Consider the following 15,875-nt stretch of genomic DNA (forward strand, 5'->3'; position numbering starts at 1 on the left):
TGTCATGCGAAAATATCTTTTTATCATAGCCGCAATAAGTTTATCGGCGTCATGTACGCGCAACTTTGACGAAACAAATCCTAACCAACCCACTATAGTTACCTTCTGGAAATCCGGCGATGATGCTATCAAAGGCCTCAATGCTGTTTATAGTATTTTTCACAGGGGCTACGCGGGTTATTCGAGAGCAATGTATTTTCATGGCATGTTGAAAGGCGACGAGGGTTTTGGTTCCGGTGGAGATGGCGGATTGAACACGCTGATGAGTTTTTCAATGAATGATAACAATTTTGGACTCACTGCTGATACCTGGAAGAATATGTATGAAGGTATCAACAGGGCTAACCAGGTAATTAGTTACGTACCTGCCATTCAAATGGATCCTGCGTTACAGGCAAGAATAATTGCTGAAGCAAAATTCCTGAGGGGATTGTTCTATTTTAATCTTACGCTTTATTTTGGCAGGCCACCGTTAATACTGGAAGTGTCCAATATCAGCCTTCAACCACCAAACGCAAGCCCTGAACAAGCCTGGGCACAGGTTGCAAAAGATTTTACTGAAGCCGCAGCGGTGCTGCCGGTCAGTTACGGTAGTACTGATCTTGGAAGGGCAACAAAAGGTGCCGCCTATGCGATGCTTGGCAAAACATACTTACAGCAAAAGCAATATCAACCAGCTGCTGATGCTTTCGCCTGGCTGGTTACGGGCCCTGGCGCATCAAATTATTCTTTGATGACCAACTACGCAGATAATTTTATCATCTCCAAAGAAAATAATCTTGAGTCTGTTTTTGAAATACAATTTGCGTTAAGGGACGATGAGAACAGCGATAATGACGCCGATGAAGCAGCCCGACCAAACCCCGGTGCGTCTATTGCAAAATTTTACGCTCCCGGCGGTGGCCCGGGATTCCAGGATGGTGCGGCAAGACGTTGGGTGATCGATACCTTCAACCTGGAAAAAACGGCTTTGGGTCAGCGTGATCCAAGAGTGGCGGCAACATTTCTTTTCGACTCAACCGATGTAAGGGGGCCGCAGTTTACACAGATCTATGGAGTATCTCATGCCAGCCGCTATGGTACGGGTGGTGACTCCAAAAAAGTCTGGTACAGGAAGCTGCTGAATGACCATTGGCGCGATTTCGAAAGTTTCAATTCGCCGAATAACTACCGGATGGTGAGATATGCAGATGTACTATTAATGTATGCAGAAGCGCTGAACGGACTTAATCAAACAGCTGCAGCCTATACTTATGTAGATCGTGTGCGTGTCAGGGCCGGTTTGCTGCCCCTGAGCGTGGTAAGACCCGGATTGAATCAACAGCAATTTCTGAATCAGTTAAAACATGAACGTATTACTGAGCTTTCAGGCGAAGGATGGAGATTTGCTGACCTCGCACGTTGGGGAGATCTCAGTCCTGCACTCGCAGTAAGAGATCCGGAATTCACTAACTTCCGGGTTGGAAAACATGAGTGGTACCCGATCCCGCAATCTGACATTGACCTGAATCCAAACCTGACCCAGAACCCGGGTTACTAAGGACAGTAATGACTTGAGAAGGGGTCTCACATTTTTTGATATAATCTGGCGATGACGATAGCTTATTTGCGTAAATACTTTTTACTGGGGCTACTGGTTTCGGCACTGGGATGCGACAAAGGTTCCGGTAGCGGTAATCCTTCTGTACCGCCGACCCCGGTACCGGTTAACACCTTTACTAATCCGTTGCTTGGTTCGGGTCCCGATCCCTGGGTGATCCGGAAAGGAGATTCATATTACTACACCCATACGCAAGGAAATAAGATTTCATTGTGGAAGACTTCAAGAATGTCGGATCTCAAAAACGCACCGGTCCAAACAGTGTGGTCCACACCTTCGGGCGCAGCAAATTCATTTAATGTCTGGGCACCAGAACTGCACTTTATTGAAAATAAATGGTACCTCTATTACACCGCAGGTGCTTCACAGGATTTGGCCACTCAACGGATATTTGTCCTTGAAAATCCGAGTGAAGATCCAAGAACGGGTACGTGGATCGATAAAGGAAAAATCTCTGATCCCGGCGCCGACTTCTTTGCCATTGATGGTACCATATTCACGCATAATAGTAAGCACTATCTTATCTGGAGTGGACAAGCCTCCCCAACCGACAGGAACCAGCGTTTATACGTCGCCGTTATGAGTGATCCGTGGACTCTTTCAGGCGGGCGCAAACTCATTTCATCACCAGAGTTGTCCTGGGAATTGAATGGTGCACCACCTGCTGTAAATGAAGCCCCGGAAATCCTGAAGGGTCCATCAGGCAGGATCTTTCTGATCTATTCTGCAAGCGGTTGCTGGACGGATGACTATGCACTCGGAATGCTTTCACTAAAAGAGGGGGGTGATCCACTAAATGCGTCGGACTGGACAAAATCACCCCAGCCCGTATTCATAAAAAACACCTCAAACGGAGCTTATGGACCTGGCCACAACAGTTTTTTCAAATCCGCTGACGGTAGTGAAGATTGGATCCTGTATCATGCTAATCCTGCAAGTGGACTGGGCTGCGCCGATATGAGAAATCCGCGCATGCAAAAATTTGCGTGGAAGGCTGATGGCACACCCGATTTTGGACAGCCGGCAAAGATTAATACAGCTATTACTAAACCTGCCGGAGAATAACTGCAACTTTGGAGAATAACCGCAACTTTGTGTACCAATAATTCAAACCAATGCGAACGATATCAACGTTTTTATGTAGCATGATCTCATCAGTTCTTTTCAGCCAGCAACTGGTAATGCGAGGTGATCATCCGGATCCATCTGTTGTAAAAATAGGTGATACTTACTGGGCCAGTGCCACAACCTCGAACTGGCTTCCCGCTTACCCGCTGTTATATTCAAAGGATCTGGTCAATTGGTCAGGCAAAGGTTATGCATTCACAGAAAAGCCTGATTGGGCCGATTTCTACTTTTGGGCCCCTGAAATTTCATATGATAACGGGAAGGTATACATCTATTATGCAGCACATAAAAAGAACGGCAATCTTTGCCTTAGCGTTGCCAGCGCTGATAAACCTGAAGGACCATATAAGGATCATGGTCCACTGATGTGTGAAGCCGCCGGATCAATTGATGCTTTCCCTATGCGGGATGAACAAGGGAAATTGTTTATGATCTGGAAAGAAGACGGAAACAGTGTAAAACAACCGACACCGATTTGGATCCAGGAAATGAACGAGGAAAGAACCGCATTGATTGGTGACAAGAAAGAATTATTCCGTAACTCATTGGATTGGGAGGGCAATCTTGTTGAAGGCGTTTCCATGATGAAAATCGGGGAATACTATTATGCTTTTTATGCGGCTGCAGGATGTTGCGGCGCAGGATGTAATTACCAGTCTGGTATTGCCCGGTCAAAGAATTTACAGGGGCCGTGGGAAAAATATGCAAAGAATCCTGTATTAAAAGATTCAGAAAAATGGAAATGTCCCGGTCACGGAACCCCGATTGAAAAAGATGGGAGGTTTTATTTTCTGTATCATGCGTACGACAAAGAATCCAACATATTCACCGGGAGGCAGGGTTTATTGCAGGAATTCAGATTGACAAATGATAAATGGATTGAATTTATTAGTTCAGATGAAACGATGTCCGGTATACCCCGGGCTCCATCTTTTTCGGACCCTTTCGACGAAAAAAAACTGAATGAGCGTTGGCAATGGAGCGTATTCCAGTCTCCGTCGGTCGTGTTGAGTGATGGCAATCTGAGTTTGAAGGCAGATAGTCAGTATCTCTCAGGATCCTACCTCGGTACAAAGGTGTTGAGTCGCGACTATGAAGCGGTGGCTGCTATTGATCCACGAACCACTGCTGCGGCTGGCATCGGAGCTATTGGCGATGATAAAAACACGATCAGTTTACTGAGTGATAAGGGCAAATTGAAAATTGTGATACAGCGCGAAGGCAAGGAAACACAATTACTGGCAACCACTTTGCCCCGCGCGAAAACTTTGCATTTAAAAATGTCCGTAAGAGATAACAGCAATTTTAGTTTCTCTTATAGTGTAAATGGTAAAAATTTCATCTTATTAAACAAAAAGCCTGTAGACGGCACTTACCTGCCTCCGTGGGACAGGGCCCTGAGGATTGGTCTGATCAGCAAGGGCAGCCCGGATAAAGTGGCAGTGTTCAGGGAATTCAGATTAGACAACAAGCCTGGTGCGAATTAGATACCAATTATGCTGACATCTGAAATACCTGCCCATTCTGATGACTCCACATGGACTTAAAAACATCACTATTGGAAAGTAACTGATCAAAACTACCCTGGTCAATTATCTTTCCCTTATCCATGATATAGATATAATCAAAGTTCTCGAGCAGGTGCAGGCGGTGAATTGAAGAGATAACGACTTTATCGCTGAAAGCTTTAAACAAGCGCTCGTAGATATGGTATTCCGTTTTAGGATCTATACTGCTTGTCGGTTCATCCAGCAAAATGATATTGCTGTCTTTCGCTGCTAAAACACCCCTCGCCAATGCGAGTCTCTGTTTTTGTCCACCTGAAAGGTTCACGCCTTTTTCGCGGATGTCAGTCATCAGTCCTTCCGGCATCTGGTTGATCACTTCATTTAAATGTGCGATCTCACAAACGCGTTTGATCTCTTCATCCTTACACGGCAGACCAAGTGTGATATTATACCTGATCGTATTTTCAAAGATCTCCGGCTCCTGTGGAAAGAGGGTAGTTGATTCATTAATTGAATCCATAAAAAATGGCAAACCGTCTATCATCACCGTTGCTTCCTGACCGGGATCATACAACCCCCGAAGGACTGACATCAGCGTACTTTTGCCGCTGCCACTTTCACCAATAAGCGCTATTTTCTGACCCTTCTTCAACTCAAGTTTTAATTTATGGAGACTTTGAGGTTTGAACTCTTCGGCATAAGCGGCCCTATGTGAAAAGCTCAGGTGATCTATTTGTATCGAAGACCAGGTGCCTGGCAGGGCGACGGGGTGATCGGGACGATGCTGCGTGGTATATGCGGCGGTGATCTCTTCCGCACCTTCCATATTGGTTTGATGCTGCAGCAACTGGCTATACTGGCTTGCCACATTCTGGAACACACTGGTAAACTGGTTAACATAGCCAAGTAAGGTTACCAGACCTGCAATATAAAATACACCACCAGGCGTCCAGTTCTGGTACACGTAGCCCAAAACTATTACGCAATAAATAAGTGTGATCATCATCTCAGCAGTAAACCATTTCCATTCATTGATCACTGCATTTTTCCGGAAAGGCCGCGCAACTTTTTTCAATTTATTAAGGAGTCCTTTCTCCATGCTATTCTCTAAACGAAGCGTGATTACTGAGCGAATGTTTGAGAGACTGTCGAACAGGTTAGAAGTAACCTTGTTCTCTTTAGCATTCACTTCCCGCAGCGACTTAATAAAAGGTTTATCAAACTTTGCGATGATCATCACGGTAATGATTCCGATTGCAATTGCTATTGATCCAAATAAAGGTGAAAAAATGATGATCGCAATAACCGAAAATACAAACTTTGTTAAGGTATGAATGTAAGTGAAACCTCCATCGAAAAAACCCCTTAGTGCTTCGTATGCCTTTTTGATCCGGCTAATGGTTTCACCGCTGTGATTATCCTGGTGCCATTTAACGGGAAGATGTAGGGTCTGATGATATTTTTCCCGCATGAAATTACGGCTCAACGAAAATGCAAGATTTCGTTCCATCACTCGTGCCGGTCCGTGAAAGCACCATTCAACAAATTTTAGCAAGAAATAACTGGCAACAAAAAACATGGTGTACTCCAACATCCTGGATGTATCTTTTTGGGCTTTGCCAACAAACCAGCCTAATAACAAAGGTCCGAGAGAGTAGATGGTGTTCGAAACAAGAAACATCACATAAATCAGGACAAACTTTCTGCGGTCTCTGGCCGCATACTTCCATGAAGATTTCAGGAGGGCGGAATAGGGGTTTTTCATTCTCCGGGGGTTTAGGATACTCAGCTCTAACGAAGCGTTTCTACTACTTATTTGAATACTTTAAATTATTCTGTAAAATTATAATCAGCTGAATTACGGTAATAATCGTCCTTTAAACAATTGCATAGATTTCGTAATTCTGCTCAGGGTTTTTATGTATTGGAGAAAATTTTGTGATAAAAAGTTTTCGCCCGGGGTGACAAGGAAAAGCCGCGATCAGGAAATCATTCGGGTGTCAGATAAAAATAGGTGTCACCGGAAAATAATTAAGATGTGACCAGAAAATAAATAAGGTATGATGAGGAAATCTCCTACAATATTTATGTTGGGATAGAAAGTATAAATGATAAATTGCAGTTGTCACCTGCTTCAATACTTCATCCAAATAAGCTATAAATATGAAAGGTCAATGGTCAAGGAGAAAATTTATCGCATCCGCAGTATCACTCACCGGTGCGACACTCGCATCGGGCTATGTATCAGGTTTTCCGGCTATAATCAGGAACCTTGGCAAACCAAATTCATTATTTAACGGGGTACAGGTTGGAGTAATAAGTTATTCATGGCGTAGCATGCCATCATCGGTTGAGCAAATCCTTAAATACTGTGTAGACTGTAATATCAGCGCAATCGAGCTGATGGGTAATGCTGTCGAAGAGTTTGCCGGTGCACCGGTGGGTCCAAAGTTTGTTCCCGGTCAGAAGCCGACACCCGAACAAGAAGCTGAGCGGGCGGCCCATGCTGCTTCCATGAAGGATTGGCGGGGTGCGGTGCCAATGAAGAAATTCGAACAGGTGCGTAAAATGTATAAAGATGCAGGCGTAGGTATTTACGCATACAAACCGTCTGCACTCGGCGTTAAAAACAGCGACCAGGAAATTGATTATGCATTAAGGGCGGCAAAAGCACTTGGATCTAACCAGGTTACTGTAGAGCTGCCTCGGAATGCGGAACAAACCAAAAGGCTTGGGGACATGGCCACGAGACACAAAATTTATGTGGGTTATCACGGTCACTTGCAACAGACCATTACGGCCTGGGACGAAGCGTTGGGCCAGTCAGCTTACAATGCCCTGAATTTCGACATGGGTCATTATGTTGCTGCCGGATTTGATCCGATTGACCTGATCACAAAAAAACACCGGAACATAGTGAGCATGCACGTAAAGGATCGTAAATCAAAAGAGAATGGCGGAGCGAATGTTTCATGGGGTGAAGGAGACACCCCGATAGTCCAGGCGCTTCAGCTGATGCGAAAAAACAAATATCGTTTTCCCGCAACCATCGAGCTGGAATACCCGATTCCGGAAGGTTCGGATGCGGTCAGGGAGACTGCCAAATGTGTGGAATTCGCCCGGAAAGCATTAGTGTAAACCCTGTAATTGTAGAATCCAAAATGATGATCCGTGTTGGCACAGTTTTTTATTATGTGTGGAACATCCAAAATCACCCATAATCTTTTCATTGTATGCCCGCGACTAAACTCCAGAAAACAAAGCCCAAGAAAGTATTGCTAGTAGAAGATGAAGCGGACATGTGTTTGCTTCTGAATATCATGCTTACCGGTGACGAAATGGAAGTGGACCATGTAAAGTCCATTACTGCTGCCCGGGAATATCTTGATGTGGAAAAGCCGGCCGTGGTCCTGTTAGACAACCGCTTGCCTGATGGACTGGGAATCGACTTCATTAGTACAATTAAGAAAACCCATCCCGAAACAAGAGTCATCATGATATCAGGCACGGATGGTGCCGCTAAAGACCTGGCGATTGAAAACGGGGCCGACGCCTTCCTGGTCAAACCCTTCACCCGCGTTCATTTGTATGAATCCGTAAAAAGTCAATTGCAGTAAAACACAAATAGAGCAAACAACATGTCCCGGCCTGATCCGGGACGTGTTGTTTTACGCTTTACCTGCTTCCCAGCCAGCAGACAGATTTTTTCTCCAATTATTATTACATCGTTAATAGTCCGGATCATACTTAGCTCTGATTGATGGACACTACCCGCTCTGAAGGATGGATACTACTGTTTTAGGATGTATATTTGCGTCCCATATTATTTTGTCATTTAATAAGACAGGATAACGATCAATATAAATTAATCCAACAGACAAACAGTATAAACTTCATGACAAATAATAACAAGCCGGTTAGAATACTCGTAGTAGGATGTGGTAACATGGGCGCTTCACACGCGACCGCATATGCAAACATCGAAGGTTTTGAAATTTGCGGACTCGTTTCTACCGGGAAAAGCAAACAAGTGTTAAATGATAAACTTGGAGGTGGATACGCGCTCTTTAGTGATTATGAAGAGGCTTTGTCATCTACCAAACCTGATGCAGTTTGTATTTCAACGTATCCAGATACGCATGAGTCATTCGCTATCACGGCCTTTAAAAACGGCTGTCATGTATTTATTGAAAAACCATTGGCAGATACTATTGAAGGAGCAGAGCGGGTGGCAAAAGCTGCAGCGGACGCTGGTAAGAAACTGGTGATCGGGTATATTCTCCGTTATCATCCCTCATGGATGCGGTTCATAGAACTTACACAACAAATGGGTAAGCCACTGGTAATGCGAATGAATCTTAACCAGCAATCTCATGGTAACATGTGGACCGTTCACAAGAACCTGATGAATAGTCTCAGCCCGATTGTCGACTGCGGCGTGCATTATATAGATGTTATGTGCCAGATGACAAGGTCTAAACCTGTAAAAGTTCATGCAATCGGTGCCAGGTTGTCCAACGAGATCCCTGAAAGCAATTACAATTATGGACAACTTCAATTAAAGTTTGAAGATGGATCTGTTGGCTGGTATGAAGCGGGATGGGGACCAATGGTTAGTGAGACGGCTTTTTTTGTGAAAGATGTTTTCGGGCCAAAAGGTTCCGTTTCTATCGTTGCTCAAAACGCTGGTGGCACAGGTAAGTCTGATAATGTCGAATCACATACAAAAACAGAATCCATCCGTGTTCATCATGCTGATATAGACGGTAGCCAGGAGTTTACCAAAAAAGATGAGTGGATAAATCTTCTTGACGAACCGGACCACCAGGAACTCTGTAACCGGGAGCAGGCTTTCTTTTTGAAAGCTATCCGGGAGGATCTGGATCTTACGGACTCAATCGAAGACGGGATCAACAGCCTGCGTATTGCTGTTGCCTGTGACGAATCTGTAAGAACAGGGGAGATAGTTACGCTGAAATAGCCACGCAACTGTTATAAAACCGCTCCAGCATTATTATCAGCTTGCTGAGTAGTTAGTGACATTGTCTTTGTTTACACCGTCGGAGTTAGCTTTTGTCTTTGTTAACCACTCGTCGTAACACAGGATGGTTCATCAGCCTGTGTTAATCCCGTTTTAGTAAAGTAATCTTTGTTAACCAGTATCTGTTAACCATTCCTTGTTGCACAGTGTTTGCTCACACAGTTTTTGTTCACACTTCTGTATTATTAGCACCCAGGTTAAAAAGCCGGTGCTCTGACATCCCGGCATCGAATTGGGTGATCGCGAAAAAGTTCGCAGCTGTTCAATCTAAAAATATATATTTGCCGCCAGTTATTGGTTTCCGTGTTTCGCGGAATTAAAAGGGAATCCGGTTCAAAACCGGAGCTGTTCCCGCAGCTGTAAGAAGCCAAATAGCGATCTCATCTACTGCCACTGTTGTCTCATCAGGAAACGGGAAGGCCGCCAGATCGCGCTTCAAGCCAGAAGACCTGCCATAACTATCATCAGTCACATGCTTTCGTGGAAAAGGCGGTGAGGATAAGCAGTTATTAATAATGTTCATTTTTTGTAAAAGAGGATTTTTTGTTGTATATCGCTATGCATGGGTATCATTAGTCGCTGTGATGAACTCAGTATTATGCTATATACCTGTTTCAGGAATTGCGCAGGATAAAGACTCAGCCGCAATTCTCCGTACCGTCACGGTGAGCGCAGCAGGCAAGCCACAGTTATTCAAATCAATCACCCCGGTCCAGGCTTTTGATAGAAAGCAGCTTGACAATATCAATGCTTACTCAATAGGAGATGCGGCACGCTATTTTTCCGGAGTGTTAATAAAGGACTATGGTGGTACCGGTGGCCTCAAGACAATTTCAGTAAGAAGCCTTGGAGCCGCACATACAGGTATCCTATATGATGGCATCCCTGTTTCGGACCTGCAGACAGGACAAATAGATCTCAGTCGCTTCTCAACAACTTTTGTTCAGTCTTTACAGCTGCACCAGGCTGGAATACAGGAAACTTTGGTTCCGGCAAGGGCGGCCGCGGCAGGAACAACCGTTGCCATCGAATCCAACACATATGACCTGGCAGGTGTTGGAACTGTTCGCTGGCAGACAGGCATAAAAGCAGGTTCATTTGAACACCTTCAGCCGTTCGCCGGTTTGTACCTTCCTTTGAACGACAAACTTGTCCTAAGCGGAAATGTGGAGGCTACTTATTCGACCGGCAATTACCCGGTCACGATTGAAAACGGGAATCTGTCATACAAATCAGAAAGAAACAACTCGATCGTGCGTGCCGTGCAATCCGAAGCGAATCTTACCTATGTTTTCAACGACAGTGCAAACTGGCAAACAAAGATCGGATCCTATGTTTCTGAACGGGGATTGCCGGGCCCTATCGTTTTCTTCAATGATCGCTCCGTTCAGCAATTATCTAACAGCGACCTATATGCGCAGACGAGATTCAGGACAAAAATACGGACGCGCACAAGCCTGGTTATTTCAGCAAAATATCAATACAACCGTACCAGGTACACCGATCCGGATTTTCCTAACAACCAGGGGGGACTTAGTCAGGACTACAGGCAACAGGAGATCTATCTTAGTGCGGCCGCCAGTCATAAAGCCGGGAACAAACTGGTTATTGCGGCATCATCAGATCTCGCATATACTTCACTAAAAGCCAACACTACCAATTACAGTTCGCCGGAGAGAATAGCGACCTGGAACAATTTGTCCTTAAATTATAACACCGGCGCGTGGCAGTTTAAGACATCGGTATTACACAACTATGTTGCTGATCACACAAACAATGGTGCTCCTTCCTTTCGTAATGAGTTTACTCCAACGATAGCTTTGAGTGTAAAGCCGGGTAACAATGGACCTTTACTTGTCAGGGGATTTTATAAGAAATTATTTCGAATGCCCACTTTTAATGACCTCTTTTATACCCTGATTGGTAACAGGTCACTGAAGCCCGAGTTCGCAGATCATTACAATATCGGTATAAGTTTTACCAAAGCCTATGATCGTGCTATAAAAAAATGGGGGGCAAGCCTTGATGCTTATCATCTGAAGGTGAAAGATAAAATCGTTGCCGTGCCAAACAGGAACCTGTTTGTGTGGACAATGCTCAACCTCGGTATTGTTGATATTAACGGCGTAGATCTGACGACGGAACTTGATGGGAAGCTTTCCCCTGAGATAAACTGGTTCACGAGAATAGCATATACCTGGCAGCGCGCATCAGACAAAACCGATGCCAACTCAACCACCTATAATAACAGGATCCCATATACTCCTAATCATTCAGGTTCAGCCCTGGTTTCATTTTCTTACCGTAAATGGACCGCCGGTCCCGGGCTGTTGTTTTCTGGCAAACGGTTTACACTGGGAGAAAATAATGCTTTCAACAAATTGGATGGATGGATCACCTGTGATGTTTTTGTGGCAAGGCAATTCAGGCTTTCAAAATCGCTGTTGACAGCTAAAGCTGAAATAAATAATATCAACAATGAACGGTATGACGTGGTGAGTTATTACCCGATGCCGGGAAGGTCTTACAAAATAATTTTAACTTTTAATAATTTATAACTCAAGATGAAAAAGTCAAGCGTTTTTTTAATGGCTGGTATGATTGCAATGTTCGCTGCTTCCTGTAGTAAAGATGATGTGGGTGGACAGGAGCAACCAAAGATCACAAAGGGCCTGTATGTACTTAACGAAGGATTATTCAGTCAGAACAACACCACTCTTACTTTTTACAATGCAGCTAATAATACGACCAGCACTGACGTATTTGCAACTGCTAATGGAAGTGGACTCGGCGATACCGGCAATGACCTGATTATTTATGGGGCAAAGATCTATATAGTAATGAACGGTTCAAGCTATGTACAGGTTTCAGAGGCTGCAACTGCAAAAAGCCTCCGGAAGATTGAACTGAAGACGACTTCAGGTGCCCCAAGATTGCCACGGTATGCACTCCCTTATAAAAACAAGGTGCTTGTTTCATCCTATGACGGTACCGTAGCGGTGATAGATACGAATTCACTGCAGGTTGAGAAATTCATAACGGTTGGTGCGAACCCGGAAATGATGGCCATTGCGGGTGATAGATTATTTGTGTCTAATTCGGGCGGTTTTAATCCAATTCCTGATTCAACTGTTTCAGTGGTTGATCTTACAACAATGACGGAAATCAGGAAGATAACAGTAGGTGTAAATCCTGGTGGAATTGCTGCAGATGAGGCTGGAAATGTTTATGTGGCCTGTACAGGCAACTATGGAAGCATCAAGCCCTCCCTGGTCAAATTTAATGCTGCCACCGGATCGATCATTAAAAAAGCCGATACAACGGTCGGAAAGATGCGTTTCTATGAAGGTCAGCTATTGGTTACCGGCGGGTATCTTGGGGTGAATACAGTAAGACTGTTGAATACAAATGATTTCAAACAGGCTTCTCCGAATTTTGTAACTGATGGTACTGCAATTGTGTCGCCTTACGGTCTCACCATCGACAACGCCACAGGTGAAGTGTTCGTGACTGACGCAAAAAACTATACCATCTCGGGTGAAGTGTTTTGCTTTGATAAGACCGGTAAGAAAAAATATTCCTTTTCAGTAAGTCCCGGTGTAAATCCTAATAGCGTAGGTATCTGGAAAGAATAGGAAATTGCAATGGTGTCACTGCGTCCGGATGTTAGGATTTTCGTAATAATATGATTTATCAAGAAAGGCAGACACGGAATCCTTGCTGCTGAAATCTAGCTCAATGATATCCTTGATGGCCTGTTTCTTATCTGTAGCCCGGTTGTAAAATGCCCGGCAGATCGTATAGCCCATAAAATAACCTAAATCCGGGTGGTCTGATTTTTCGCCATTGTACAGCCAGTTTGAAATCGATCTCCGCCACATTTCATTTCGAAAACGGAGTTTCAGGCTTGTTTCATTATTCTGGCCGTAAATCATATAATCGTTGAGGTTCTTTTGACGCGTAACCAACTCGGCAATGAAGTCAGCGGATCCTTCCTGGAGGCATTGGGCAAGCAGGGAGGATCCTTTCTTTTTTTGTTGCGTATGCACATACTCATGAATATTCAACCCGACAATATTCCCATTGATCTGGCTACTGAACACTGAGCGGAGCCAGTTACTGAGCTCCGAAGCATCAGTACCGGTGTCTGCGGCAGCCATCTCTGCGCCGATCAGCACCATATTATCTGTTGTTGTACCACCTGATTTCAGCCCGCCGATAGTAAAATAAATTCCTGCAGGTCTGATCGATGGATATAATAACCTGAAACGGTCGACACTTTTTTCAATCTGGTCGACCTGCGACTTAATCGCAAGCGTATTTTTCCGAACGCTCTTCCAGAATGCAGGATAGTCATTGATCAACCTGATATAATTTTCCGCTGAATAATTCCTCGCATTGATAAACGCTTTTAATCCTTCTGTGCCAACATCGATATATAAGGTCTGCATGAAGTTTATTTGCTTCCCGCGGTCGTCTGTTGAAATAACGCTATCGTATGCTTTCCAGAAATTATCAATGTCTGATGTATATACAACGTTTGTTTTTGCAGGCTGACCCCGTCCTGTATGCGGTAACAATGCCAATACGTGTCCGAAGGCCACAGCCAATATCAAAACAGGTTTATGTATCGTCTTGAGCATTCAGATTTTTATTTACTATTAAGATACGAACCTACTTCCCCGGAGGTTTTCTCAGCCTCGTTGAATGTAGCATTTTCACTTTCCAGGTATCATTCTCTTTGACCACCACTGCACTTTCCAGCCAGTTTATGTCCCTTTTCTGTCCGTTGAACTGAACATGTGCGGTGTTGTAATAAGCAATCCAGCCTGTGACACCGGTCAGTTGCTGGCTCAAAAAACGGAATTCATTTGTTCTTTTAAAATCCTGGTTTTTCATGGGTTTAATCGCCTTGACCAGTGAATCCATATTCCAAACCAGGCCATCTTCCAGGAGAAGAAAATCTTTTGTTACATTGGCTACGATCTTGGCTGAATCGATTTCTGCTATGCCATCAAATAATCGGACTACCGACTGTTGAGCACTCAGCGAATCTGCGCTGCCTTGGTTCTGGCAAAATGAGTCTGCCACGAACCCGGTCAGCAATGAAAAGATGAACAATATCTTCATTAGTACATATTTGTTTTATTTCCTGTAATAAGTTACGATGAAAATTATTAAAATCGGCAGGCTCTACCAACCTTATCCGAACCATCGATGTTTGAAAAAAAATAACCAGGCAGAGCCTGGCTATCATGATAAACATACATTTCCTATTTTGAATTTACTGCCTTACTTCCATGGATCCAGTACCACCTTAACGCAATCCTCGTCCTTATCTTTAAAAATCTTATAGGCATGGGCGATTTCCGAAAGTGGCAGACGGTGGGTAATGATATCTTCAAGCACTACCTGACCGCTTACAACATACTCCAGCAGTTTGTCAATGTGCTTATGTGCAGGCGCCTGGCCACCTCTTAACGTAATCCCTTTATCGAAAAACTGCCCTATAGGGAAATTATCATAGCTAGTCGGATAAACGCCGAGCACCGGTACTATGCCTCCACGTCTCACGGCACTCATACAGGCCTCAAGCACCTTTGGCGAGCCCTTCTCGAAATTGATCACTGCCTTTGCTTTGTCAAGAATAGTTCTTTCGGGCTCAAATCCAACTGCTTCCACACAAACATCTGCACCCCTGCCCTCAGTCATTGAACGAATTTCCTCAACCACATCCTTCGCATCGTCCTTCCACAATATTGTTTCACAACCCGCAGCGGCCTTTGCCTTTGCTAATCGGTATTCAAGCGTATCTACAATAATGACTCTTGCCGCTCCGCGTAGCCAGGCACTCTTTGCAGCCATAATCCCAACCGGGCCCGCACCGAAGATTGCCACTGTCTCTCCGCCCTTTACTTCGCCCCAATCAATGCCAGTATAACCTGTGGGAAAAATATCAGTCAAAAACAACACCTGTTCATCAGTCAGGTTATCAGGCACTATGCGCGGCCCATAATCTGCATAAGGAACACGCACATATTCTGCCTGGCCACCGTCGTAACCACCATACAGATCTGTATATCCAAACAAGGCGCCCCCTTTCTCTGTGAGCAAACCACCTTCAGGTCCATAATTTTCGGGATTGCTGTTTTCACAGTGTCCGGGCAAATGGTGATTACAAAAAAAGCAGGTGCCGCACGCTATCGGAAATGGGACCACTACACGATCACCCCTTTTCAGGTTCTTAACGGCTTTACCCGTTTCTTCAACAATGCCCATGAACTCATGCCCAAGGACCATTGGCCGGGGCTGGGGCAAACCTCCTGAATAAATGTGTAAATCAGAACCGCATATAGCCGTCGCCGTCACCTTCAATATGACATCGCGGTCTTCCTGTATGATGGGATCATCGACTGTATCATAAGTGACACTACGTGGTCCGTGAATCCGTGCTGCTTTCATGTAATTTTAATTTAAATCTGTAATAAGCCATTGCGATTACAAAGGTCATAAAACACATGCCAGTCGGATAGCCAAACTGTTAGTCAGCTGGCACGGAAACTTTCCCGTTGATTCGGCTAAGTCCCGTTTATAATAA

12 protein-coding genes and 1 riboswitch are annotated in these 15,875 nt (G+C 44.5%); of the genes, 8 read left to right on the forward strand and 4 right to left on the reverse strand.

Annotation, left to right across the window (positions count from 1 at the left end; genetic code table 11):
• Nucleotides 1-4 precede the first annotated feature (4 nt).
• The 3 genes from ACX0G7_RS00390 (at nucleotide 5) to ACX0G7_RS00400 (ending at nucleotide 4,215) form a co-directional block, all read left to right on the forward strand.
• Nucleotides 5-1,540 (forward strand): RagB/SusD family nutrient uptake outer membrane protein, encoded by a 1,536-nt coding sequence (locus ACX0G7_RS00390; protein WP_458921414.1) that lies wholly within the window; start codon nucleotides 5-7, stop codon nucleotides 1,538-1,540.
• 51 nt (nucleotides 1,541-1,591) lie between these two features.
• Entirely contained in the window at nucleotides 1,592-2,665 is a 1,074-nt protein-coding gene (locus tag ACX0G7_RS00395; protein ID WP_458921415.1) for a glycoside hydrolase family 43 protein, read from the forward strand.
• Between the two features lie 80 nt (nucleotides 2,666-2,745).
• Nucleotides 2,746-4,215: a family 43 glycosylhydrolase gene (locus ACX0G7_RS00400; protein ID WP_458921416.1), complete on the forward strand. Its 1,470-nt coding sequence runs from the start codon at nucleotides 2,746-2,748 to the stop codon at nucleotides 4,213-4,215.
• A 7-nt stretch (nucleotides 4,216-4,222) separates the two neighbouring features.
• Here the strand turns inward: ACX0G7_RS00400 and ACX0G7_RS00405 are convergent, their stop codons facing one another.
• Nucleotides 4,223-6,001: an ABC transporter ATP-binding protein gene (locus ACX0G7_RS00405; RefSeq protein ID WP_458921417.1), complete on the reverse strand. Its 1,779-nt coding sequence runs from the start codon at nucleotides 5,999-6,001 to the stop codon at nucleotides 4,223-4,225.
• A gap of 398 nt (nucleotides 6,002-6,399) precedes the next feature.
• Between ACX0G7_RS00405 and ACX0G7_RS00410 the strand changes: the two genes are divergently transcribed.
• The 5 genes from ACX0G7_RS00410 (at nucleotide 6,400) to ACX0G7_RS00430 (ending at nucleotide 12,912) form a co-directional block, all read left to right on the forward strand.
• The gene (locus tag ACX0G7_RS00410; RefSeq protein WP_458921418.1) at nucleotides 6,400-7,374 is read left to right on the forward strand and encodes a sugar phosphate isomerase/epimerase family protein; all 975 of its coding nucleotides are present in this window, start codon (nucleotides 6,400-6,402) and stop codon (nucleotides 7,372-7,374) included.
• Nucleotides 7,375-7,469: 95 nt separating this feature from the next.
• The gene (locus tag ACX0G7_RS00415; RefSeq protein ID WP_458921419.1) at nucleotides 7,470-7,853 is read left to right on the forward strand and encodes a response regulator; all 384 of its coding nucleotides are present in this window, start codon (nucleotides 7,470-7,472) and stop codon (nucleotides 7,851-7,853) included.
• Nucleotides 7,854-8,131: 278 nt separating this feature from the next.
• A complete protein-coding gene (locus tag ACX0G7_RS00420; RefSeq protein WP_458921420.1) occupies nucleotides 8,132-9,217 on the forward strand; it encodes a Gfo/Idh/MocA family protein in 1,086 nt (361 codons plus the stop codon).
• A gap of 338 nt (nucleotides 9,218-9,555) precedes the next feature.
• A riboswitch (cobalamin riboswitch) is annotated at nucleotides 9,556-9,747 on the forward strand.
• Nucleotides 9,748-9,861: 114 nt separating this feature from the next.
• Nucleotides 9,862-11,835, forward strand: a complete 1,974-nt coding sequence (locus ACX0G7_RS00425; RefSeq protein WP_458921421.1) for a TonB-dependent receptor plug domain-containing protein — start codon at nucleotides 9,862-9,864, stop codon at nucleotides 11,833-11,835.
• A gap of 6 nt (nucleotides 11,836-11,841) precedes the next feature.
• The gene (locus ACX0G7_RS00430) at nucleotides 11,842-12,912 is read left to right on the forward strand and encodes a YncE family protein (RefSeq protein ID WP_458921422.1); all 1,071 of its coding nucleotides are present in this window, start codon (nucleotides 11,842-11,844) and stop codon (nucleotides 12,910-12,912) included.
• A gap of 15 nt (nucleotides 12,913-12,927) precedes the next feature.
• Here ACX0G7_RS00430 and ACX0G7_RS00435 read toward each other — a convergent pair whose 3' ends face one another.
• From ACX0G7_RS00435 to ACX0G7_RS00445, 3 genes are all read right to left on the reverse strand, one after another.
• Nucleotides 12,928-13,920, reverse strand: a complete 993-nt coding sequence (locus tag ACX0G7_RS00435; protein WP_458921423.1) for a gliding motility protein GldB-related protein — start codon at nucleotides 13,918-13,920, stop codon at nucleotides 12,928-12,930.
• 31 nt (nucleotides 13,921-13,951) lie between these two features.
• Nucleotides 13,952-14,407, reverse strand: coding sequence for a nuclear transport factor 2 family protein (locus ACX0G7_RS00440; protein ID WP_458921424.1), 456 nt, complete (start codon nucleotides 14,405-14,407; stop codon nucleotides 13,952-13,954).
• A 162-nt stretch (nucleotides 14,408-14,569) separates the two neighbouring features.
• Nucleotides 14,570-15,739 carry a zinc-dependent alcohol dehydrogenase gene (locus ACX0G7_RS00445; RefSeq protein WP_458921425.1) on the reverse strand — a complete coding sequence of 390 codons (1,170 nt, stop codon included), beginning with the start codon at nucleotides 15,737-15,739 and terminating at the stop codon, nucleotides 14,570-14,572.
• Nucleotides 15,740-15,875: the final 136 nt, after the last annotated feature.

Source organism: Flavitalea antarctica (genome assembly GCF_054461535.1).

Bases quoted from the DNA above. Each gene is read 5' to 3' on its own strand.
- ACX0G7_RS00410 (WP_458921418.1), top strand. From the start codon at position 6,400: ATGAAAGGTCAATGGTCAAGGAGAAAATTTATCGCATCCGCAGTATCA.
- ACX0G7_RS00440 (WP_458921424.1), bottom strand. From the start codon at position 14,407: ATGAAGATATTGTTCATCTTTTCATTGCTGACCGGGTTCGTGGCAGAC.
- ACX0G7_RS00400 (WP_458921416.1), top strand. From the start codon at position 2,746: ATGATCTCATCAGTTCTTTTCAGCCAGCAACTGGTAATGCGAGGTGAT.
- ACX0G7_RS00390 (WP_458921414.1), top strand. From the start codon at position 5: ATGCGAAAATATCTTTTTATCATAGCCGCAATAAGTTTATCGGCGTCA.
- ACX0G7_RS00445 (WP_458921425.1), bottom strand. From the start codon at position 15,739: ATGAAAGCAGCACGGATTCACGGACCACGTAGTGTCACTTATGATACA.
- ACX0G7_RS00425 (WP_458921421.1), top strand. From the start codon at position 9,862: ATGAACTCAGTATTATGCTATATACCTGTTTCAGGAATTGCGCAGGAT.
- ACX0G7_RS00415 (WP_458921419.1), top strand. From the start codon at position 7,470: ATGCCCGCGACTAAACTCCAGAAAACAAAGCCCAAGAAAGTATTGCTA.
- ACX0G7_RS00420 (WP_458921420.1), top strand. From the start codon at position 8,132: ATGACAAATAATAACAAGCCGGTTAGAATACTCGTAGTAGGATGTGGT.
- ACX0G7_RS00395 (WP_458921415.1), top strand. From the start codon at position 1,592: ATGACGATAGCTTATTTGCGTAAATACTTTTTACTGGGGCTACTGGTT.
- ACX0G7_RS00405 (WP_458921417.1), bottom strand. From the start codon at position 6,001: ATGAAAAACCCCTATTCCGCCCTCCTGAAATCTTCATGGAAGTATGCG.
- ACX0G7_RS00435 (WP_458921423.1), bottom strand. From the start codon at position 13,920: ATGCTCAAGACGATACATAAACCTGTTTTGATATTGGCTGTGGCCTTC.
- ACX0G7_RS00430 (WP_458921422.1), top strand. From the start codon at position 11,842: ATGAAAAAGTCAAGCGTTTTTTTAATGGCTGGTATGATTGCAATGTTC.